This is a genomic window from Roseobacter sp. HKCCD6576-2 (assembly GCF_013179285.1).
GTDB classification, from domain to species: Bacteria; Pseudomonadota; Alphaproteobacteria; order Rhodobacterales; family Rhodobacteraceae; genus Rhodophyticola; species Rhodophyticola oceani.
In genome coordinates, this window is sequence record NZ_WVNW01000003.1 from 350,512 (window position 1) to 371,833 (window position 21,322).

Below are 21,322 nucleotides of genomic sequence, written 5' to 3' on the forward strand. Positions count from 1 at the left end.
CAAATCACGTGGCAAATGTGACGCTCGATACTGTACGCAAGACCTATCCCAACGGGCACGAGGCGCTTCAACCGTGTAGCTTCGATATACCCGACGGGGAGTTGGTCGTCCTGGTGGGCCCGTCGGGTTGCGGGAAATCCACGCTTCTGCGGATGGTGGCGGGGCTCGAAGAGATTACCGAGGGCACGTTGTCGATCGGGGGTGAGCCGGTCAACGATGTGGACCCGGCAGATCGCAATATCGCGATGGTGTTCCAGAATTACGCGCTTTATCCGCATATGACCGTGGCCAAAAACATGGGCTACGGCTTGAAGAACCGGGGCCTGCCGCGGGGCGAGATCGACCAGAAGGTGCGCGAAGCGGCGGCGATGCTGAACCTTTCGGAGTATCTCGACCGTCGGCCCAGCCAGCTTTCGGGTGGCCAGCGGCAGCGGGTGGCGATGGGCCGGGCGATTGTGCGCGACCCGGAACTGTTCCTCTTTGACGAACCGCTTTCAAACCTCGACGCGAAACTGCGCCACCAGATGCGGATCGAAATCCGCGCGCTTCAGCGGCGTTTGGGCGTGACCTCAATGTATGTGACCCATGACCAGGTCGAAGCGATGACGATGGCGGATCGGATCATTGTGTTGAATGCGGGCCGGATCGAACAAATTGGGACACCGGCGGAGATTTATGGTCATCCGGCCTCGACCTTTGTGGCCAGCTTCATGGGCGCGCCGCCAATGAACTTGTTGAAGGGGACCGCCGCGAATGGCCGCATAACCATTGATGGTGGTCCGGCGCTGTCGCAAGTGGGGCAGGGAGCTGCGGCGGGCGCGGTTTCGGTCGGCATTCGGCCCGAAGATGTGATGCTGACAGCCGAAGGCGATTTGCCCTTCGATGTGCAGATCATCGAAGAATTGGGCGCGCAACGTCTGCTTCACGGGCAACTGGGCGGTCAGGCCTTTTCTGTCAGCGTTCAGAAGGACGAAGCCGCAGAAGCCGGGGGACCAGTGCGATTGGCGCTGAAACCCGATGCTGTGCATCTCTTCGACGCCGAAAAGGGCCAGCGTTTGTGACACAGATCTTTGCGGAACTGCCTCGGATCACCGAGGCAGACCGTGCCCGTATCTTATCGGCGACCCGCACGGCAGACGCGCATCGGGCCCTGTTGTCCGAGATGCCCGCTATGAGCGGCGTGGAATTGGGCGGTGAGGCCGCAGCGACCACGCTGCCAGAGCGCTTCAAGGTTGCCGCCTGGAATGTCGAACGCTGCCTATTCCCAGCCAAAAGTGCGATCCATCTTGCAGGCCACAACCCCAAAATTGTGCTTTTGAGTGAGATGGATAACGGCATGGCGCGGACAGCGCAGCGCCATACGACTGCCGAGATGGCCACCGAGCTTGGCATGGCCTATGCGTATGGCGTCGAGTTTTTCGAGATGGATCTTGGCGGCCCAACCGAGCGGCAGTTTTGCACCCAAGACTTCAATGAACGTGGCTGGCACGGCAACGGCATTCTCTCCTCGGTGCCGTTTGATCAGGTGGCTCTCTTCCGCCTCGACGAAGACGGGCATTGGTTCGTCACAGACAACGCGGGTGCGGGCGACACGGAGCAGCCGCGTATGGGCGGACGGATGGCCGTTGCAGCGATCGTGCCCGGCGCATCGGGGCCGATCTGTGTTGTCTCAACCCATTTGGAGAGCAACGCGGACGTTGCCTATCGTCATGTGCAATTTGCCAAGCTGCTCGACGAGGTTGATGGATTTGCGCCTGGTTTGCCTGTGCTCATCGGCGGCGATCTAAACACTGGAAATCACCTGCCGCCCGATTATGACTGGCGGTCCGAGACGTTGTTCGATCTGGCGCGGGACCGGGGTTATCATTGGGATCTGACACCGGAGGGGATCACGACCCGCAACAGCTTGATCACGCCGCATGACACGCGGCGGATGAAGCTTGATTGGTTCTGCGCGCGGGGTTTGACCGGCCAGTCGGGTCCGCTTCTGCCGTCGCTTGATCCGGATGGCACACCGCTTTCGGATCATGAAGCCGTCTTCTGCGAGGTTGGCGCGACCTGAGAATATCCGCCGCGCTGCGCCGAGTTTCGCGTCCGATGCTATGGTGATCCCCTGCGCTCATGATTGATGGCGTTGCGCTTCGGCCAGGAAATCAAAGCCCTGCATCTTCCAGAAATGGAGTAGGTCGATGAAGACCCAATTCTCGGCCAGTTTATCCCCCTCCCGCCGGTAGATGTCGATCACGCGGAACTCTCCGGCGATGTCGCTGCCGGGCAGGCCCATGAACCCTCCGGTGGGGCGGGCGGTGAAGTTCGGCCAGCCGAAAAATCCGCCATAGTTCCCCTCGGCCAAGCGGGCGATATGCGACGTGACGGACCGATCTGTCAGACCGGCGCGAAACGGCGCTGCGTGCTGCTTGGCATAGCGTTCGATGGAATAGGTGGACCCAATCCCCTCGGGCCCCCACCAAATCATGTCATCATGCCATGTCTGCGCCAGTTCTTCTTCCAGCGGCAGGCCTGAACGCCATTGGCCGAGGTCGCGGATCATCGCGTTGATGGTCGCGAGCGTCTTTTGGCCCTCTGCCGCAGGCTGATCTTCATAGAGTAGGCCATTATGGGTTTGCGGGCCGGGTTGGACCAAATGCGCTGCGGTCTGGTTGGAAAATGGGCTTTGACCGGCCTGCGCCATCAGGTGCGGAACATCGAAATACATCGCGGTCTCGGCAATCTGGTTTTCCTCGACGCGGTGAAATGTGCAATAGCGGAGAAAGGCCATCTTCGCGGTAGGAGCTATGCCGAGCCAAGGCGCGTCAAAGAGGCCCATCAGATGCCCCATCGAAACGACCCAGATGCTTTGGCCATCATCCATCTGATTTCGGCCCGCGAAGAAGACATCTTCGCGTCGCTGGAGCCGCGTGAGCGCGGTTTTGAGTGGCGACCAAAAGGTCTCTGCAACCGCCGCGGCGCCGTGCAACTCGCCAAAGGGATGGAACCCTCGCCAGACGTAATCCTCGGATGTGAAATCCGCCAGGGCCGGTAGCAAATCCGCTGTCTGAGCCTGATCCAGCGCCGCGTGATGCGCTCTGACAAGGTCTTTAGCGCTTTGAAAATGTTCCATAAAGCTGTCCGAACTCACGATTTTTGCATGCGTCTGCAAAAATATCTTGCCGTTTTTGACGCGGGTGTCTAGCCTTTTTGCAAAGGTATGCAAAAACCGATTCCACGGGGAGGACGATCTTGGCCGAGATCACTTTGGCGGGCGTTTCAAAACGCTGGGGGTCATTCGTAGGTGTCGATAAGTTCGACCTCACGATCGCGGATCGTGAGTTTCTGGTTTTGCTTGGGCCATCGGGCTGCGGCAAGACGACAACCATGCGTATGATCGCCGGGCTGGAAGACCCGACGGATGGGGAAATCAGGATCGGCGACAAGGTCGTGAATGATCTGGAACCCAAAGATCGCGATGTGGCGATGGTGTTTCAGAGCTACGCGCTTTACCCCAACATGAACGTCTACGAAAACATCCGCTTTCCCCTGCGCGTGCGCGGGATCGACCCGGCGGGCCATGAGCAAAAGGTCCGCCGCGCCAGCGCGATGGTTGAGTTGGATGAGTTCTTGCATCGCAAGCCGGCCGAGCTGTCCGGCGGTCAGCGGCAGCGTGTCGCGCTGGCCCGCGCAATTGTGCGAGAGCCCAATGTGTTTTTGATGGATGAGCCGCTTTCGAACCTGGATGCGAAGCTGCGCGTCTCGACGCGGGCGCAGATCAAGAACCTCAGCCACGAACTGGCTGTGACGACAATCTATGTGACCCATGACCAGATCGAAGCCATGACCTTGGCCGACCGTGTTGTCGTGATGGAAAAGGGCGTCGTTCAGCAGGTCGGCAGCCCGACCGAGATCTATGATCGCCCGGCAAACACATTCGTGGCGAGCTTCATCGGCAGCCCGGCCATGAACCTGATGGAAGGCGATGTCGCGGGCGGTGTTTTCAGTGCGGAGCGGACGGCGATTTCCGGCCTCAATGTGCCAGACGGCCCCGTAACGCTCGGCTTTCGAGCCGAGGACGCGGAGGTGTGCGAAAGCGGCGGGCAGATCACGGCGCCGATCTACACGCTGGAACTGCTTGGCGACGCCACAATGGTCAGTGTTCGGATCGGCGGGGCATTGGTCAGTGCGAAGACAGACAAAACATTCCGCGCCGAAATCGATGACATGATCTCGATCCGCGTTCCCACCGAACATGTGCATTTGTTCGATGCCACAACAGGGGCGCGGATCGATGATTGATGCCGAGGTTACTCACGTCCAATGGGCTGAGCGGCTGAGGAAAGATGCGGGATTTCAGGACGCATCGCGAACGGAAACAGGGAGGAAAACATGTTTCTAAGAAGTCTGACAACAACAAGTGTGTTTGCAATCGTGACCGCAACCGCAGCATTGGGCTGCGAGATTGACGCGCGGGTTAGTGTGGTCGGCAATGAGTTCCCGGCGATTCAAACCGTGGGGGCCGGGGCGCAGGAATGCACCGGCGCAGAGGTGTCCACGAACCTCACATCTGAGCACCAGTCGATCAACCTGCCGGGGATGCAGGGCACCCCGGCAGAATACACCACAGCGATCATTGCGAATTCGTCGATTGTGGCGCTGATGAATGAAGACGTGATCCGCCCGCTGGGTGATCTGGTGGCCGCCCATGGCGAGGGTCTGAATTCAAACCAGTTGATCACCATCGGTGGAGAGGTGATGGCCGTGGCCTTTATGGCAAACGCGCAGCATTTGGTTTACCGGGCCGACATTCTGGAACAGATCGGCGTGGAACCGCCCTCCACTTATGAGGAAATGCTGGCTGCGGCCGAGATGATCCGCGACCAGGGCATCATGGAGAACCCTGTGGGCGGCGCTTACGCCTCCGGCTGGAACCTGGCGCAGGAATTCAACAACATGTTCCTGGGATATGGGGGCACACATTTCGAACCCGGCACGGCGGTTCCCAATGTCAACTCCGAAGCAGGTCTTGCCGCGCTTGAAATGATGCGGTCGCTTTCGGACTACATGAACCTTGATTTCCTGACCCATGACAGCAACGCGACCAACGCCGAATTCCGCGCCGGCAACGTGGCGTTGATGAATATGTGGGGCAGCCGTGCTGCCACCATGTTGGACGTTGATGGCCTGCCGCAGGGTGTGATTGACGGGTTTGCCATTGCCGGGCCAATGACGGTTGGCGGCGGCGATATCCCGGCATCAACGCTTTGGTGGGACGGCTGGACCGTGGCCAGCAACATCAGCGATGCAGAGGCGGAGGCAACCTTCATCGCAATGATGAACGGTATCCGCCCGGATATCCTGGAAGACGAGACGGTTGCGGCGCAAGCCGTCTGGCTGATCCCTGGCTATGAGCCGACGGATGCCGCAGTCGGCGTTTTCGCGGCGGCCGAAGCGGGCACCATCCCGTACCCGATGCTGCCCTATATGGGCCTTCTGCACACGGCGCTTGGCAATGAGCTGGCCGATTTCATGCAAGGCAATGAAAGCGCGGAGCAGGCCCTCGCGGATGTGGAGGCGGCCTATACCGCCGCCGCGCGCGAGCAAGGCTTCCTCCAGTGATGCCCTTGCGGAGGGGGCCTGACCCCCTCCGCTCCAATTCTTCCTGAGCATGACGGCGACAGAAATCCGATGAAACATCGTACTTTCTTTTGGTTTTTCCTGCCCACAGGGCTGGCGATGTTGTTGTTCATCGCGGCGCCCATCGTGTCGGTGGTGATGCAATCGCTGTTTGCCCCGCATGAGGCCGTGCTCACGACGGTCGAAAGCTGCGGTCCGTTCGGATGCAGGGAAGAAACGACAATCGATCAAGAGGCCACGCAGGCTTTGCGCGATGCGCAGCCTCTGGGTCGCTTTGTGGGGCTGGATATCTATCTCGACCGTGGGCATCTGGCCGTGAACGAAGTGGCCGAGGCCTGGCGCACGTCCGGTGATTTGGGCACGTTTTTCGATGCGCTCGGCAATCTGCCCTTCTATCGCGCGATGGCTTTCACGCTGACCTACACATTCACCGTGACGCCGCTTTTGATCATCCTCGGGTTGATCATTGCGCTGGCAGTCAACACGTTACACCGCCATCTCAAGGGCTTGGTGATCTTCTTCTCGCTTTTGCCGATGATCGTGACACCCCTTGTTGGCTCTCTCATCCTGGTTTGGATGATCGATAGCCGTGGGATCATCGGAACATTCCTGCAATGGGCCGCGAATGACCCCGATCTGTCGATGAGAGCCTCAACCGGGCTGACCTGGGTCATGCTGATCGTCTATGGGGTTTGGCACTCGGCGCCCTTTGCCTTTGTCGTCTTTTATGCCGGGTTGCAGACCCTGCCCAAGGATCAGCTTGAGGCGGCGCAGATTGATGGCGCAACCCGCTGGCAACAGGTCCGGTTCGTCGTCATCCCGCATCTTATGCCATTGGTCACGTTCGTGGCGCTCATTCAGCTCATGGATAACTTCCGGGTGTTTGAGCCGATCGTGGGGTTCTCGGCCTCGGCCCATGCCACATCGCTGAGCTGGATCATCTTCAACGACCTTGGCGGCGAAACCCGGCAGCTTTCCGCAGCCTCCACCACATCCGTCATGACGATCATCGGCGTCGCGATCCTGCTGTCGCCCGTTCTGGTCCGCACATGGCGCGATTTTAAGGGCAAGCACTGACATGGCATCGAAAGCACAACGCACGCCAACCGGCCTGAAACTGGCCACCAACGGCTTTGTCATCATCTGGCTGATCCTGGCGGCCTTCCCGTTCCTCTGGACCCTGTGGGGGTCGTTCAAGGTCGAACTTGATTTCTTCTCGATCGCCGATTGGACCAACGCATTGACCGGCGAAAACACCGAAAACACCCATGGCAACGCCTTCACCGGCGCCGGGTATGAAGGCGCATGGGTGCAAGAGGAATTCTGGCGCTCTGTGTTGAACACATTCATCGTGTGTTTCTTTGTGGTCTGCACGTCTTTGACCATTGGCACCTTGGGCGGTTATGCCCTGTCGCGCTCAGGTTTTCGCTACACGTTTTGGCTGTTGATCATCGCGCTGATCTTTCGGGCCATGCCGCCGATCACGCTGGTCGCCGGATACCTTTTACCGTTCTTTGAATGGAACCTTTGGGGCATTCTTCCAACCACGATCATCGTGCTGGTTGCGATCAATCAGCCTTTCACACTCTGGATGTTGCACAGCTTTTTTCAGAACATTCCCAAAGAGTTGGACGAAAGTGCCAAGGTCGATGGCTGCACCCAGTTTCAGGCGTTTCGCCACGTGATTGTGCCGGTGATGTGGCCCGGTGTGATCACGACGGGTCTGTTCAGTTTCCTGTTGGCCTATAACGACTTCGCGGTGACCTCGATGCTGCTGAGCGAAAGCAACCGCACCATGGTTCCGGCAATCGCGGCCTTCCTGGGCACGACGCAGACAGAGGGCAATGTGATGTTTGCCGTGGCGGCGGTTGTATCGGCGACCGCACCGCTCTTCATCCTTGTGATGTTCTTCCAACGCCAGATCGTATCCGGCCTGACCGCGGGGGCGGTGAAAGGATGAAAGGCGCGCGACCAGAACAGGCGACGCTCAGCCGGGACACCGACATGTCCAAGACCGAGGCGACGCGCGCGGTGATCGAAGGCATGGTTGATGGCCTGAACGACCATCGCATCGATGATATCGGTGAGTTCTTTGCCGAAGGGTTTCGTTGGTTGGGCAACACAGGCTGCGGCACCAAGACCGGTCTGAAAGAGTTTCAGGAAAACTGGCAGCGTCCGTTTCAAGCGGCCTTCTCTGACAAGGTCTGCATCGATGAGGCGCGGCTTTACATGGGCGAATGGGCCGCGGCCTTTGGGCGCCAGGAGGCCACGCATAGTGGCGCGTTCCTCGGCATCCCCGCGACGGGGAAGCGTGTCGAGATCCGTTACATGGATTTCTGGAAAGTGGTGGACGGCAAGATCGTCGACAACTGGGTGAATGTCGATTTCGCCCATGTCGCCGCACAGTTGGGCGTGGACGTCTTTGGCGGCCATGGCTGGGAAGCATATGACCGGGGCGAGCGGCGGCCGCCGCACCCGAACCCTAAGGAAGATTAGATGGCCATCGAGTACCTCAAACGCAGCAAATCCGACGCCGAGAAAGCCGGTGACAATGCCAAGGTCAGCGCGGTTGTCGCGGAGACCCTGGCCGATATCGAGGCGCGGGGTGACGCGGCGGTGCATGAACTGGCGGTGAAGTTCGACAATTATGATCGGCCCTCTTATCGGCTCAGCACCGCGGAAATCGATGCGCTGATCGCGAAGGTCAGCCCGCGAGACATGGACGATATCCGCTTTGCGCATGAGCAGGTGGTCAACTTCGCCAAAGCACAACGCGCCAGCATGACGGATATCGAGGTTGAGACCTTGCCGGGCGTCATTCTGGGCCACAAGAACATCCCGGTTCAGTCTGTGGGTTGCTATGTGCCGGGGGGAAAGTTCCCGATGGTGGCCAGCGCTCATATGTCGGTGGCCACGGCCAAGGTTGCCGGTGTTCCCCGGATCATCGCCTGCACACCGCCGTTCAATGGCGAGCCGAACCCGGCGGTCATCGCAGCGATGCATTTGGGTGGGGCGGACGAGATTTATGTCTTGGGTGGGATCCAGGCCGTAGGCGCCATGGCTATTGGAACAGAGTCGATCGAGCCGGTGCATCTTCTGGTTGGGCCTGGAAATGCTTTCGTGGCCGAAGCAAAGCGTCAGCTTTTTGGCCGGGTGGGGATCGATCTTTTTGCGGGCCCGACTGAAACCATGGTGATCGCTGACGACACCGTTGATGCCGAGATGTGCGCGACGGATCTTTTGGGGCAGGCGGAACATGGCTTCAACTCACCTGCCTGCCTAATCACCAATTCGCGCAAATTGGCCGAGGAAACCTTGGCCGAGATCGACCGGATTCTCGACATCCTGCCGACCGCGCAGACGGCCTCGGCCAGTTGGCGCGATTTCGGCGATGTCGTGCTGTGCGATAGCCATGACGAGATGCTGCAAGTCGCCAATGACATGGCCTATGAGCATGTGCAGGTCATGACTGATCGCGATGATTGGTATCTTGAAAACATGCATTCTTATGGCGCGCTTTTCCTGGGGCCACGCACGAATGTCGCGAACGGCGACAAGGTGATTGGCACAAACCACACGCTGCCGACCATGAAGGCAGGGCGCTATACCGGCGGCCTTTGGGTTGGGAAGTACCTGAAAACGCACAGTTATCAGCGCGTCACAACCGATGAAGCCGCCGCGATGATTGGCGAATATGGCTCGCGGCTCTGCCTTCTGGAGGGGTTTGTGGGCCATGCGGAGCAGTGCAATCTGCGGGTGCGGCGCTATGGCGGTAAAAACATACCCTACGGGGCAGCGGCGGAATGACATCTGCCCATGCAGCCAACCAAGCAGCGCTCGGTCCGCTGCGCGCCGCCCAATATGATTGGGATGCGGGTGGGCTACGGGCTGCTTTGGATGCGGTTGTCGCCTCGGATGCGGTCATCCACTTATGTCACCCGTTTGGCGACCTGATCGGGCCGGATGCGTTTTTCAATGATGCTCTGGCCGTGCTGCACGCCGCCTGGCCGGACGTCGAACGGCGCGACTGGATCGTAATGGCGGGCGATACCGCGGCGGGGGAGGCTTGGGTTGGCTGCGCGGGCCATTTTTTTGGAACCTTTATGGCACCGTTGTTGGACATCCGGCCCACCGGCCATCTGACTCATATGCGGTTTCACGAGTTCTATCGGTTCGAGGATGGAAAGGTGGTGGAGGTTCAAGCGATCTGGGACTTGCCCGAAGTGATGATGCAAGCCGGGGCATGGCCGCTTGCGCCGTCATTGGGGCGGGAATTCTGTGTCCCCGGCCCGGCGTCTGACGATGGCCTGATACGGGCGGCGCGGGATGCGGCGCAGAGCCAAGCCAGTTGCGATCTGATCATCGAAATGCTGTCGCAGATGGTGCGCCATCCCAAGGACGGTGGCCCCGATGTGATGGAGCTGCCGCGGTTCTGGCATCCTGCGATGAACTGGTATGGCCCCGCCGGCATTGGGTCGGCGCGGGGCATTGCGGGGTTTCGAACCTGGCATCAGGTTCCGTTCCTCAACGCGATGCCAGATCGTGGCCAGCACAAGGGCGCGGTGACCCATCATTTGTTTGGAGACAACAACTACGTGGCTGTGACAGGGTGGCCCAATATGGCACAGACACTCACCGCCGATGGTTGGTTGGGAATTGCCCCATCCGGCAAGGGGGTTACCCTTCGTTCCCTAGATTTTTGGCGCATTGAGGGCCGAAAAATCCGCGAGAATTGGGTGCTTATTGACCTGCTGGATGTGTATCGCCAACTGGGTGTCGATGTGTTTGCCCGGCTGCGTGAATTTAACAAAGCGCGCGTGCCGGGTGTTGTCTCTTTTCCTTTGGGAGCGGCGTGATGGATCTTCCGCATACACCGTCTTTTCGTCTTGATGGCAAACGCGCCCTGGTTGCTGGGGCGTCCTCTGGCATCGGCCTCGCCTGCGCGGTGGCTCTGGGTGAGGCTGGGGCAGAGGTCACCGTTGCCGCGCGCCGCCAGGACGCGCTCGACGATCTGGTCGCCACTATGTCTGCGGCCGGGATGATGGCCCACGCGCTTGTGCTGGATGTGTCGGACGTGTCGGCGACCCAATCCGCGGTGGCTGAACATGGCCCCTTCGACATTCTCGTCAACAGCGCCGGTTTCGCCCGGCACAGCCCGGCGGAGGAGACGACCGAAGAGGATTTCGACGTTGTTGCGGGGCTAAACGTCAAGGGCGCCTATTTCCTGACTCAAGCCGTGGCAAAGGGCCTTATCGAGGCCGGAAAACCGGGCTCTCTTGTGAACATCAGCAGCCAGATGGCCAAGGTCGGCGGGCCCGATCGCGCGGTTTATGCCGCCACCAAACACGCGGTCGAAGGGTTCACAAAATCCATGGCGATCGAATGGGGTCGCAAGGGCATTCGGGTCAATACGATCTGCCCGACCTTCATTGAAACGCCTTTGACCAAGCAGACGTTTGACAGGCCAGAACGCCGCGCCTGGATCGAAGAGAAAATCAAACTCGGGCGGATTGGCAAGGTCGAAGACATCATGGGCGCCGTCCAGTTCCTGGCCTCGGATGCCTCTGCACTGATCACCGGAACGGCCCTGATCATTGATGGCGGGTGGACTGCGGAGTGATGAGTAAAACCAAGGTCACATCCTTCGAAGTCGCCGCCCGGGCCGGGGTCAGCCAATCGGCGGTCAGCCGGGTCTTTACCCCCGGGGCGTCGGCGTCGAAAAAGACCGTCGAAAAGGTCCGCAAGGCCGCTGATGAGCTGGGTTACCGCCCCAATGTCCTGGCCCGCGCCATGGTCTCGGGCAAAAGCCGGATCATCGGGCTTGTCGTCTCCTATCTGGATAATCAGTTTTATCCCGTCGCGCTCGAGGCCCTGTCGAATGCCTTGCAGGCGCAGGGCTATCATATCTTGATTTTTACCGCGCCAAACTCCGTCGATGGGGTCGAGGCCGTTGTCCAAGACCTGATGGACTATCAGGTGGATGGCATTATCGCCGCATCGGTTTCGATGACCTCGGGTCTTGCGGATCGCGCGCGGGATGCGGGCATCCCGATTGTGTTGTTCAACCGGGGTCAGGAGGGTGATGGGTTTTCTTGCGTCACGTCGACCAATCATGCAGGTGGGCGCAAGGTTGCGGAATTCTTACTGGCGGGCGGGCACAAGCGGATTGCCCATATTGCCGGGTGGCAAGGCAGCTCGACCGGGCGCGATCGCCAAGCGGGCTTCGTAGAAACCCTGCAGCAGGCGGGAATGGAGCCCTTCGCGTTGATCGATGGGATGTACAAACGGCCCGTTGCGATGGAATGCGCGCGTCAGCTTATTCAGGGCGACACGATCCCCGACGCGATCTTCGTTGGCAATGATCACATGGCTTTTGCGGTGATGGACGCGCTGCGGGAGGCCGGGATCACGGTTGGGCAAGACATCTCGATTGTCGGATATGATGACGTCCCGCTTGCCGGGTGGGCGTCTTATGATCTGACGACAGTCAGGCAGCCGGTCAACCGGATGGTGGACAGCACGGTTGAGCTTCTGATGAGCCAGATGGCCAATGATGCGCCGGAGCCGGGTTGGATCGAAATTGATGGCGAGCTCATTTTGCGCAGCTCAGCCCGCATTCCCAAAGGATGGTCGTCATGAAGGGGTTTGACCCGAAATTCGCGAATTTCCCCGATTACATCATCGGCATCACCAAGGAGATTTGGGAAGATCGCGGCATCGCGACTCTGCATGACTACTATGCGCCAGACATTGTGGTGCGGATGCCGGGCGGGGTGTCGACGGGCAATCAGAACGTGATCGGCGCAACGATGGCGACCTTGGCGGAGTTTCCAGATCGAACGCTTTTGGGCGAGGATGTGATTTGGTCGGGCACGCCGGAAGAGGGGATGCTGTCGAGCCACCGCATCTTGTCGACGGCGACCCATTTGGGTGAGGGTGTCTATGGCAAGGCGACCGGTAAGCCCTTGGTTTATCGCATCATTGCCGATTGCCATGCGAAAAATAACGCGATTGATGACGAGTGGCTGATCCGGGATCAAAGCGCGATCCTGCGTCAGATGGGGTGGGATCCAGTTGACTATACCCGCGATCTGATCGCACGTGAGGGGGGGGCAGAGGCCTGCGCGCAGCCTCTAACGCCGGAAAACGATATTGCGGGGCCTTACACAGGGCGCGGGAACTCAAATGAATGGGGTCAGCGCTACGCCGATATTCTGACCCGGATCATGGGCGCCGATATGGCCGTGATTGAGGCCGAATATGACCGCGCAGTCGAAACCGCATATCCGGGCGGTGACATCGGGCATTCCTACGCATCGGTCGATCGGTTTTGGATGGGCCTACGCGCTGCGTTTCCAGACGCGGTGTTTGAAATCCATCATCAGATCGGGCGCGACGACGCAACTATGCCGCCGCGCGCCGCCCTCCGATGGAGCCTGACCGGCACCCATTCCGGCCATGGCAGGTTTGGCACGCCCACAGGTGCCAAAGTGCATGTGATGGGCATGTCTCATGCCGAGTTTGGCGCGGTGATCCCGGGGCAGGTCAAGCTGCGTCGGGAATGGGCCTTGTTCGACGATACCGCGATTTGGAAGCAGATCCTGCTGCAGACCGGGAATCTCTAAATGGGCTTTTTAACACCTCATACGGATCGGCTCACCGGCCTAAGAGAGACGCAGGCCATGCGGCGGTTCCATGCGTTCCGCCAAAGCTTGCGTGCGCGCCGTCTGAACCTGCGACCGCCCGGGACATAAGAGAAGTCCAACCATTCTCTTATGTTCCGAACGCATCAAAGGATTCTCAACATGACGACCGCCACAATTCAGGACCGTATTGTCCGCTACGGCGACCTCAAACCCTGCAAAACCGCCTTTATCGACGCGCATACGCCGGGCAGCGATCAGAAGGAAAACTTCACCATTATCGGCGGGGGCGTATCTGAATCCCCCGATCAGCACGTCCATATCCGCGAGACGCCGGGGTTCAACATTGGCGCGGCTGGTCAGCCGCCGAAATGCCGAAACTCCCTCCACAGCCACACAACCGCCGAAGTGTTCTTCGTCCTGAAGGGCCGCTGGCGGTTCTTCTGGGGCAGATGGGGCAATGCCGGGGAGTTCGTGGCCGAGGAAGGCGATATCTTCAACATTCCCACCGGTATCTTCCGCGGCTTCGAGAATATCGGCACGGATTACGGAATGATCATGGCCATCCTGGGCGGTGACGATGCCGGTGGCGGTGTCACCTGGGCCCCGCAAGTGATTGAAGATGCGAAAGAACACGGATTGATCCTGGGTGACAATGGCGTGCTCTACGACAGCAAAAGGGGCGAAACACTGCCACCAGATGTGCAGCCGATGCCGCTTCTGTCGGAGGATCAACTGAAAGCGTTCCCAGAAGTGCCGGTTGAGGCCGTGGTGCGGGACTATGTCGCCCGTTATTGGGATTTGATGGCGCTGGCCCATGACAAACCTGCGAAGGTGATCGGCGAAGACGCGCTGTTGAAGGATAAGCCCGGCTTTGAGGTGGATTTTCTGACGCGCGGATCAATCCCGACCGGCAGGCATAGCCCCGAAAAACACACGGTTCTGATGCCGGTTCGCGGGTATTGGAAGCTGCGTTGGGACGGTGGCGAGACCGCGTTGAACCCGGGCGACACGGCACTTTTGCTGCCGGGTGAGGCCCATAGTCTCGAACCTTCGATGACTGGTGAGGCCAGCTTGTATCGGGTCACTGCGACGGATGATCCGGCTGGCGCCACTTGGTCAGCGGCCTAAACAAACGGGAGAGCCATATGACACAGATTTTGACGACCCATGTGGGCTCTTTGCCGCGGTCACAAGACGTGGTCGATTTCATCTTTGCCCGAGAACGCGGCGACGCTTTCGACCAAACCGCGTTCGACAACTGCATGACAGCGGCAGTGTCCGAGACTGTGCGGAAGCAAAAGGATGCAGGCGTTCAGATCGTCTCGGACGGCGAAACCTCGAAAATCAGCTATGCGACCTATGTCAAGGATCGCTATACCGGATTTGATGGGGACAGCCCGCGTAATGCACCGGCGGACCTGAAAAAATTCCCGACCTTTCTGAAACGGCTGGCAGCGGATGGCGGTACGCCAAAATATGCCCGCCCGATGTGTGTTGGAGAGGTGACATCCAAAGGCCAGGGGGAGTTGCAGAAGGACATTGTGAACTTCAAACGCGCCATGGCCGAACATGGGGTTTCACGCGGATTTATGAATGCTGCGTCGCCAGGTGTGATCTCTCTGTTTTTGCAGAACGATCACTATCCAACCCGCGACGCCTATCTCGCCGCACTGGCCGACGCGATGAAAGAGGAATACGAGACCATCGTTGCCAGCGGTCTCGACCTCCAGCTGGATTGCCCCGACCTCGCCTTGTCGCGGCACATGTTGTTCAACGATCTGAGCGATGACGAGTTTCTGAAGATCGCTGCATCCCATATCGAAGCTTTGAACCACGCGCTGCAGGATGTGCCAGAGGACAAGATCCGCATTCACATCTGTTGGGGCAATTATGAGGGGCCGCATGTCTGCGACATCCCGATGGCCAAGATGTTTGACACTTTGATGCGTGCCAAGGCCCGTTACGTGCTGTTTGAAACATCGAACCCGCGCCATGGCCATGAATGGGCTGTGTTTCGCGACCGCAAATCGGATATTCCCGACGACAAAGTGTTGGTGCCCGGTGTCGTCGACACCACCACCAACTTCGTTGAGCATCCCGCGCTTGTGGCCGAACGGCTTGAGCGGTTCGTGGACATCGTTGGGGCCGATCGCGTGATCGCTGGATCAGACTGCGGCTTCGGAACATTTGCCGGATTTGGGGCGGTCGACCCCGACATCGCCTATGCCAAATTGTCCGCATTGGCCGAGGGGGCCGCTTTGGTGCGGTGACAGCGAATCTGGGGCTTTCTCGGGGTCAGTGTGGTTTGCCGCGATCTTCTTCGGCGATGTGATCCTCGATCGTGCGCACGCGCCGGGTGTCTTCGGCATGCGGGTCGAAACCTTCGTTGACCACGGCCTCAACGCGGCAATCTTCGCACATTTCAAGGACCTTCAGGCGCTTATCGCCATCGTCGCCAACGAACATCCAGTGCGTGCTCAACTTCTCTTGAATCCGCGAGATCGCACTCTGGGTCGCAAATGGTTTGCCGCAAGAGGTGCAGCAGAAGGCAGGCTCTTCATTCAGGATGCGTTTGGGGGTTTCCCACGCCTCGAAATCGACTTGCGGCACCAGGGAAATCGCGTCTTCTGGGCAGGTCTGTTCGCAGAGCCCGCATTGTACGCAGGCGGTTTCGGTAAAGCGCAACATTGGCGCTTCGGGGTTGTCCAAAAGCGCATTGGCGGGGCAGGCGCCGGTGCAGGCCATGCATAAGGTGCAGGCATCGGTATCGACGACGACCGTGCCGAAAGGTGCGCCTTTCGGCAGCGGCACCTTTGTCGCCGGGGTCGGCGCGGCCCGGTTCATCTCAGCAAAGGCCATAACCAGAAGCCCGCGCTTGTCATCCGGCGGCAGGAAGCCCGCCGGCGCGGCGCGGCGCGGCGTGCGGGGCAGGGCGGCCAGTGCGGTTTCCAACTGGTCCGGATCGTCGGTTTCGATCAGGGTGCACGGGCCGTGACCTGTCGCTTCGGCGACCTCGGACACCAGCGCCAGCCCAGCCTCCAGCCCTGCAAGATCGTGCAAGGGGCGGGCCCGGCCCAGAAGCGCCACAGCACCCGCACCATAGGCAAGCGCGGCGGCCATCACCTCGGGACCGACCTGGGAAATCTCATTGACGGCAAAGGGGATCACATGCGCCGGCAGACCGTTGCCATAGCGGCCCGAGGCGTCGATCAGCGGCTCGCCATGGTCCGCATCGTGGAACAGCACGACCGGAGCCAGCGTGCCGCCCGCATCGTGCCAAGCCCGCAGCCCCGCCCGCAATTGGCGGGCCACCGTTGCCACATCGGGCAGCGCGTAAGACGCCGCGCCGGTTGGGCAGGCTGCGGCGCATTGGCCACATCCGGCGCAGATATTCGGATCGATCACCACACTGTCGCCATCGGGCATGATCGCGCCGGTCGGGCAGAGCGACAGGCAGCGGGTGCAGCCGGTGATTTCATTGCGGGAATGGGCGCAGAGATCGGCTGAAAAATCGATGAAGATCGGTTTGTCGAAGGTGCCGACCATTTGCGAGGTCGTGGTCACCAAACGGGCGACGGCGAGAGGGTCGCGCGGATCGGCACGGTAATATCCGGGGCGGAGCGCGTCGGCGGCGAAGAGCGGCGTGTCACCGGTCAAATCGATCACGAGATCGGTCCGTGACACCGCCCCGTCGCGTGCAGGCCCGAAGGTGAGCGTGCGGCGGGAAGAAGGTTCTGGCGCGGCATAATCATCAACCGTGAGGCTGAAGGCCCCCAAATGGCCCTCAGCCTTACGGATTGCACCTTGTAGGACCGGGAAACGGGTTTGGCGTGGCGGCGTCACGTCCGCGCCGGGTTTCAGAAGCACGGTGATATCAAGCGTGTCGGCCAGATCCTGTGCCACTTGCAACGCGACTTCATCACGGCCAAGCACCAGGGCGATGCCGTTGCTCTCCATTGTTGTATAAGAAAAGGCGGCCGGTTGCACCGCCGCCGCGGCCACCAGGGCCGCCATTTTCGGGCCGCTTTCTGCCGCCTCGGCGGTCCAGCCCGCGGTTTCACGGATATTGGCAAAGCTCAGATCGACACCGGGCGCTTCGGCCTCGGCAACCTCTTGAAATAGCGGCGCTTCCTGTGTGCACGTCACCGTCACCGGCCCACCTATTGCCAGGGCCTCGCGGAACCGGTCCAGATTCGCGCGGCAGAGCTGATGCGCCGCCGGATCGCCACTGCAGCCGGCTTTTTCAAGCGCCGAACCATCCGGGGTCATCGTGCCTTCGCAGGTGCAGGTCAGAATCGTCCGAGTGCGATCGGCATGAACCATGAGACGTGTGCCTCCCTTTTTCTGTTGCTTGCGCGCGTTGCCAACCCTTGTTCGGGACAACACTTGCGCTTGCTGCATTTCCCGTTAGGACTCTCCTGAATTCTCAGCATATGCAAGGCAGGTTCTGTTTTGGACGCACTCGCCCAGCCGCGGCAACTCGTGTTGCCCCCTCCCTATACCGCCCATTGGCTGCCCGATGGCAGCCCGTTTGAAGATGCACAGCGCCGCGCCGCGGAGGAGGGCGCAGGCACGCTTGTCTGGCAACAGACCGCCGGTGGGAACGGCCCGGGGCGGTTGGATTTTGCCGTCGTGCTAGAGCCGGACATGCCCCTGGAGGACGCGCGCAAAGCCGTGTTGGTCGGCATGGTTGCCTTGGGTGATGCGTTGGCGGCCCATGCGCCGCCTGAGCGTGATGTGCGATTTATCTGGCCGACCGGCGTGATCCTTGATGCAGGGCTTTTGGGAGGCATGCGCCTGGCTGTCGCGCCCGGCGCGGAAGAGGGCACGCCGCCCGATTGGATGGTTTTGGGTGTCGAACTGATCGCGGATCGCGATCACCTTGACCAGGCCGGGGAGAATCCCGGCTCTGTTTCGCTGAAAGAGGAAGAGTTCACCGACCCTCCGGCGGTTGTTGAAAGCTTTGCCGCGCATCTGATGCTGAATTTCGATCGCTGGATTCATGCTGGTTTCGATACCATTGCGCCGCATTATGTCGGGCGGTTGACCGATAAGGCTGCGATTAGCGACGCGGGGGAGCGGGTGCTGGACGCGACGGTGGAGTCGATCGAAAACGGTTTGGCGAAAGCGGATTGGCGCGACGCGGACGGGCCAAAGCTGTGACGCGACTGCTGCGGACGATCCGGCTCGACCAATCTGACACGGTGGTTTTTGCCCAGGCAGCAGAGCCCGGGGAATGGGCGGTGCCGGGCACCTTCCTCTTCGCAGGGCGACCACAAGAGAGCCTGAGCCGTAAGGAACAGATTGCCTTCCGCTCCGGATTTCTGGGCGTGACAAGTTTCGGCTGGTCGACCCTTGCGGTTGTTACCGAAACGCAAGGCGACGATCAGGATCAGGCGGTATTGGCGCTGGCCCATCAACTGGTGCACCATTTGGGCGCGCCCGATCTGGACGCCGCCTTGCCCGCCGCGCGGGAGGAAATCGCGCTGGCCAGCGATCTGTGCCGCGGGCATGATGAGGGCACGCTGATCGCGCTGCACCGGCGGATCGATGAGACCGGCGCGATGCGCGAACAGTTCCGCTCGTTGAAGCCGCGCGAGGAAACGGCGTTTTCCGCAGGCTACTTGCAGGGTCATGACAAGGCGTTCCATTTCGTCGAGACCGAAGACGACGAAGAAGAGCCCGGGATGCAGATCGATCTGACCGCCTTCGGCCGCGAGGAGGGGGAGCGATGAGAGAGTTCTGGGTCGCATCGGGCCATCATCTAACCCAACGGGGCGCCGACAACCGCCTGCACGTGACCGATGCGCTGATCCTGGCCTGGCTGGCGCGACCCGAAGTGGTGCCGCCCGAGGAGGCCTGCGCGGCGGAACTGGCGCTCTATGCAAAACTCCAGGCCGCGCCACAGGCCACCGTGACGCGGGCTGAGATCGACGCCATGGAAGACGAGGACGCGCGCGAGAATTGGACCTTCCTCATCACGATGCGCGACCGGCTCTTGCAGGCGGGGAGCATCGAGGCCGGCTATCTTGCGCTTTTGCGCGACGGCGTGCGCTTGCCGGTGCTCTTCTACAACCAACTGGTGCAGCTGATCCTCCGCAACGCGCTGGACGGCTGCGAGGACACCCGTGTCTTGCGCGCCGCCGAACTCTTTTTTCGTCCGCAACGCGCCCATGTGAACGATGACGCCTTGATGCTGGCCGATGATGAATTGGTCGAAGAGATCGAAGCGGCAAAGGACAGCTCTCCGTTGACGGCAATGCTGGGCAGCGGCGTCGAAGAGCTGGATGTGTTGGGTGATGAGAATGGTTGGACCTATTGGAGCCGCTCGGATGCACATACGATGGTTTTGCCCTTCGGGTCCGACCCCAAGGCGCGCGCGGCGCTTGGCACGGTGATCGAACGCTTTGTGATGCATCTTCTGGGGCATGCTGTGGTCGTCACGCCCCTGGTCGATGTGCAGGATGTCGATTTGCGGTGGTTCGTCGGGCTCGATCCGGTGGGAACGGATATCGGCAATGCGCTCTGGGATGGGGCGGTGCCGAAGGGTAAGCTTGTGGGGATTTTTGCGCTCAATTTCGTCTCTGAAGAGGCGCTGTTGCCAGCGGCGGTTGGGCATCCGGTCTATGTTTTGCTTGGGATGGGCGATGACAATGTGATCCGCTGCAAGCCGCAGAACCTTGCGATGGGCCTGCCTCTGGCCCCCGTGTCGCAGCGCGCGGCCAAAGCATCGGGGAATGTGTAATGCCGCAGGAGGTTTTACGCCTTGGCGTTGTCGCCGCGTCGCACCCGCCGGTCACCCGTTGGTCGGAGCGGGTCTTGCGCCCAGTTGCGGTGATGACTGATCTGCCAGGGTTGGACGCGGGCGTATTGATGAGTGATCGCGACGGGGTTCAGACCGTGTATTTGGGCGATCATGGACTCGTGCTACATTCGGGTGAGACCCGGCACTATATCGACAACCTGACCGCCAAACAGCCGTCTGTTTGGGTCGCGCTGGACGAGGGGCGGGTTTCGGTCGTGACGGTTGACCCGTATGAGGGTGAGGCACTGGCCAGCGATCCGGAGCGGGTTGTCGAAGCGGTACCGATGCCTCCGTTGCTGGGGTCCCGGCTTGATGCGTTCATCCAAGCGCATCACGTCGAAGAGGTGTTTTACAAGCGTAAGCGGGTGCCCGCGACATCGGCAGATGATCCGCGGGCACCGCGAATCCTGCAACCGGATGCCAAATGGGTAAAGACGCGCGGACGGTCTGGGCGCGGGCCGGGTAGAAAGGGCTAAGACAATGGCCGAGGATGAGAAGCGCCGGGATGAAGAAGGTTTCCTGACCGCTTGGTCACGCCGCAAGCGCGCGGCGGCACGGGCAGAAGCCGCCACCGCGACCGAGGCGGAGGAGGCTGCTGCCGAAGCCGAGGCCGTCGCGGATGTGGAGCCAGGCCCGCTCCCGGATGATGAGCCGGAGCTTGACGCCGACGAACTCGCCGCCCTGCCATCCATCGATGAGATCAGTGCCAAGACCGATCTTCAGCCCTTCATGAAGCGCGGCGTCCCGGAAGCGTTGCGCAAAGCCGCGATGCGCAAGGTCTGGCTCAGCAACAGTCTGATCCGCGACCATGACGATCCCGCCGTCGATTACGCCTGGGATTGGAATGCGCCTGAAGGTGTGCCCGGCGCCGGTGGTGCGTTGAACAAAGATGGGGTCTCCAAAATGGTTGATGATCTGATCAACCGTGATCGCCCGAAAGTCGACGCCGAAGACAAGGAGGGCGATAAAGCGGAAGTGGCTGAAACCACCTCAGATACCGATGAAGCAGCGATGTCGGATGGCGTGCCCACGGATGAGCAGATCGCAGCCCAATCGGATGCCCCATCTCCCCTGCCGACCGAGTCCGTGCGCCGGGCTGGGCACCCCGCGCCACGTCAGGAATCGAGGGAGACTCGCGTGGATGAGTCGTCATCGGATGGGTTGCAATCTGGGTCGGTGGAGGAGGCCGCGCCGCGCCGACACGGTAGCGCGGTGCCTGAATAATTCGTTCGAGTTCGCACAA

At 60.5% G+C, this 21,322-nt stretch carries 21 protein-coding genes; 19 read left to right on the forward strand and 2 right to left on the reverse strand.

Going from position 1 to position 21,322, the window contains the following annotated elements; genetic code table 11:
• The first annotated feature begins 8 nt into the window (after positions 1-8).
• Positions 9-1,061: a sn-glycerol-3-phosphate ABC transporter ATP-binding protein UgpC gene (locus GTF44_RS14265; RefSeq protein WP_171562029.1), complete on the forward strand. Its 1,053-nt coding sequence runs from the start codon at positions 9-11 to the stop codon at positions 1,059-1,061.
• Entirely contained in the window at positions 1,058-2,062 is a 1,005-nt protein-coding gene (locus GTF44_RS14270) for an endonuclease/exonuclease/phosphatase family protein (RefSeq protein ID WP_171562028.1), read from the forward strand. The genes GTF44_RS14265 and GTF44_RS14270 overlap by 4 nt, the downstream gene beginning before the upstream one ends.
• Before the next feature lie 57 nt (positions 2,063-2,119).
• Here the strand turns inward: GTF44_RS14270 and GTF44_RS14275 are convergent, their stop codons facing one another.
• Positions 2,120-3,121: an ester cyclase gene (locus GTF44_RS14275; RefSeq protein ID WP_171562027.1), complete on the reverse strand. Its 1,002-nt coding sequence runs from the start codon at positions 3,119-3,121 to the stop codon at positions 2,120-2,122.
• Positions 3,122-3,240: 119 nt separating this feature from the next.
• Here GTF44_RS14275 and GTF44_RS14280 point away from each other — a divergent pair, with 119 nt between their 5' ends.
• The 12 genes from GTF44_RS14280 to GTF44_RS14335 all read left to right on the forward strand — a co-directional run bounded on the left by GTF44_RS14280 (position 3,241) and on the right by GTF44_RS14335 (position 15,544).
• Positions 3,241-4,290: an ABC transporter ATP-binding protein gene (locus tag GTF44_RS14280; RefSeq protein WP_171562026.1), complete on the forward strand. Its 1,050-nt coding sequence runs from the start codon at positions 3,241-3,243 to the stop codon at positions 4,288-4,290.
• A 90-nt stretch (positions 4,291-4,380) separates the two neighbouring features.
• Positions 4,381-5,610, forward strand: coding sequence for an ABC transporter substrate-binding protein (locus GTF44_RS14285; protein ID WP_171562024.1), 1,230 nt, complete (start codon positions 4,381-4,383; stop codon positions 5,608-5,610).
• 69 nt (positions 5,611-5,679) lie between these two features.
• Positions 5,680-6,705 (forward strand): carbohydrate ABC transporter permease, encoded by a 1,026-nt coding sequence (locus tag GTF44_RS14290; protein ID WP_171562022.1) that lies wholly within the window; start codon positions 5,680-5,682, stop codon positions 6,703-6,705.
• Position 6,706: 1 nt separating this feature from the next.
• Positions 6,707-7,588: a carbohydrate ABC transporter permease gene (locus GTF44_RS14295; RefSeq protein ID WP_145216878.1), complete on the forward strand. Its 882-nt coding sequence runs from the start codon at positions 6,707-6,709 to the stop codon at positions 7,586-7,588.
• Positions 7,585-8,124, forward strand: a complete 540-nt coding sequence (locus GTF44_RS14300; RefSeq protein WP_171562020.1) for an ester cyclase — start codon at positions 7,585-7,587, stop codon at positions 8,122-8,124. Before GTF44_RS14295 ends, GTF44_RS14300 begins: the two co-directional genes overlap by 4 nt.
• Complete coding sequence (hisD, locus tag GTF44_RS14305) at positions 8,125-9,435, forward strand: histidinol dehydrogenase (protein ID WP_171562018.1); 1,311 nt, start codon at positions 8,125-8,127, stop codon at positions 9,433-9,435.
• Positions 9,432-10,484 (forward strand): ester cyclase, encoded by a 1,053-nt coding sequence (locus GTF44_RS14310; protein ID WP_171562016.1) that lies wholly within the window; start codon positions 9,432-9,434, stop codon positions 10,482-10,484. Before hisD ends, GTF44_RS14310 begins: the two co-directional genes overlap by 4 nt.
• Entirely contained in the window at positions 10,484-11,248 is a 765-nt protein-coding gene (locus tag GTF44_RS14315) for an SDR family NAD(P)-dependent oxidoreductase (protein WP_171562014.1), read from the forward strand. Before GTF44_RS14310 ends, GTF44_RS14315 begins: the two co-directional genes overlap by 1 nt.
• Positions 11,248-12,267, forward strand: a complete 1,020-nt coding sequence (locus tag GTF44_RS14320; RefSeq protein WP_171562013.1) for a LacI family DNA-binding transcriptional regulator — start codon at positions 11,248-11,250, stop codon at positions 12,265-12,267. The genes GTF44_RS14315 and GTF44_RS14320 overlap by 1 nt, the downstream gene beginning before the upstream one ends.
• On the forward strand, positions 12,264-13,253 hold the full coding sequence (locus GTF44_RS14325; protein WP_171562011.1) for an ester cyclase: 990 nt from the start codon (positions 12,264-12,266) through the stop codon (positions 13,251-13,253). Before GTF44_RS14320 ends, GTF44_RS14325 begins: the two co-directional genes overlap by 4 nt.
• A 180-nt stretch (positions 13,254-13,433) precedes the next feature.
• Positions 13,434-14,402: a cupin domain-containing protein gene (locus tag GTF44_RS14330; RefSeq protein WP_171562009.1), complete on the forward strand. Its 969-nt coding sequence runs from the start codon at positions 13,434-13,436 to the stop codon at positions 14,400-14,402.
• Between the two features lie 17 nt (positions 14,403-14,419).
• The gene (locus tag GTF44_RS14335) at positions 14,420-15,544 is read left to right on the forward strand and encodes a cobalamin-independent methionine synthase II family protein (RefSeq protein WP_171562007.1); all 1,125 of its coding nucleotides are present in this window, start codon (positions 14,420-14,422) and stop codon (positions 15,542-15,544) included.
• A gap of 25 nt (positions 15,545-15,569) precedes the next feature.
• Here the strand turns inward: GTF44_RS14335 and GTF44_RS14340 are convergent, their stop codons facing one another.
• A complete protein-coding gene (locus GTF44_RS14340; protein WP_216365162.1) occupies positions 15,570-17,597 on the reverse strand; it encodes a 4Fe-4S binding protein in 2,028 nt (675 codons plus the stop codon).
• A gap of 129 nt (positions 17,598-17,726) precedes the next feature.
• Between GTF44_RS14340 and GTF44_RS14345 the strand changes: the two genes are divergently transcribed.
• The 5 genes from GTF44_RS14345 to GTF44_RS14365 are packed head-to-tail and all read left to right on the forward strand — an operon-like array spanning position 17,727 to position 21,303.
• Positions 17,727-18,437, forward strand: coding sequence for a biotin/lipoate--protein ligase family protein (locus GTF44_RS14345; RefSeq protein ID WP_171562005.1), 711 nt, complete (start codon positions 17,727-17,729; stop codon positions 18,435-18,437).
• Entirely contained in the window at positions 18,434-19,009 is a 576-nt protein-coding gene (locus tag GTF44_RS14350) for a DUF6505 family protein (protein ID WP_171562003.1), read from the forward strand. Before GTF44_RS14345 ends, GTF44_RS14350 begins: the two co-directional genes overlap by 4 nt.
• Positions 19,006-20,019: a DUF6352 family protein gene (locus tag GTF44_RS14355; protein ID WP_171562001.1), complete on the forward strand. Its 1,014-nt coding sequence runs from the start codon at positions 19,006-19,008 to the stop codon at positions 20,017-20,019. The genes GTF44_RS14350 and GTF44_RS14355 overlap by 4 nt, the downstream gene beginning before the upstream one ends.
• Positions 20,019-20,555, forward strand: coding sequence for a DUF3305 domain-containing protein (locus GTF44_RS14360; protein WP_171561995.1), 537 nt, complete (start codon positions 20,019-20,021; stop codon positions 20,553-20,555). Before GTF44_RS14355 ends, GTF44_RS14360 begins: the two co-directional genes overlap by 1 nt.
• A gap of 4 nt (positions 20,556-20,559) precedes the next feature.
• A complete protein-coding gene (locus GTF44_RS14365; RefSeq protein WP_171561993.1) occupies positions 20,560-21,303 on the forward strand; it encodes a DUF3306 domain-containing protein in 744 nt (247 codons plus the stop codon).
• Positions 21,304-21,322: the final 19 nt, after the last annotated feature.